We start from the raw sequence: 554 nt of genomic DNA on the forward strand, positions 1-554 counted from the left end.
GCAAGGGCTTTCCGTGGGGACTGTCCGGCTATGGGTACGGGTTGTTCGTCGAGGCTGACCCCGACGTCGGCACTGTCAGCCAGCATCCCGGCGGCTATCCGGGTTTCGGTTCGTACATGGGCTGGCACCAGGCCAGCGGGCTCGGCATCGTGGCCTTCGCCAATGGGACCTACGCTCCGGTCGCAGCGCCCGCACGGGCTGCACTCGATGCGCTGCTGCGCCGACGCGAAGCAGCCGCCGAGGTGCTTCCCACCGAGCATCTACGGTCAGCCATCGATTTGGTCGAGCGCGTCATCGCCGATCCGTCGATGTTGCAGGGGCCCGATTTCGCCGACAACGTGCTCCTCGACATCCCGTTGGCCGAGCGGGTCGCCGACATCACCGCCGCACGGCAGGCGATTGGTGAGTACAAGGGGCAGAACGAAGTCGAGGTTCGATCGCCCACTGAGGCGATCTACCGAATGATCGGCGCCCGTGGCGCGGTCGAAGTGACTCTCTCCCTGACACCGACAGATCCACCGCATATCCAGACGTTCGCGGTCGAGGTCAACGCC

At 65.7% G+C, this 554-nt stretch carries 1 protein-coding gene; it reads left to right on the plus strand.

The genetic code is table 11. From position 1 onward, the window contains the following. On the plus strand, nt 1-554 hold a 554-nt coding region (locus tag IMZ11_RS43555; RefSeq protein ID WP_228649560.1), incomplete at both ends, for a serine hydrolase.

Source organism: Microtetraspora sp. AC03309 (genome assembly GCF_020826795.1).
GTDB lineage: Bacteria > Actinomycetota > Actinomycetes > Streptosporangiales > Streptosporangiaceae > Microtetraspora > Microtetraspora glauca.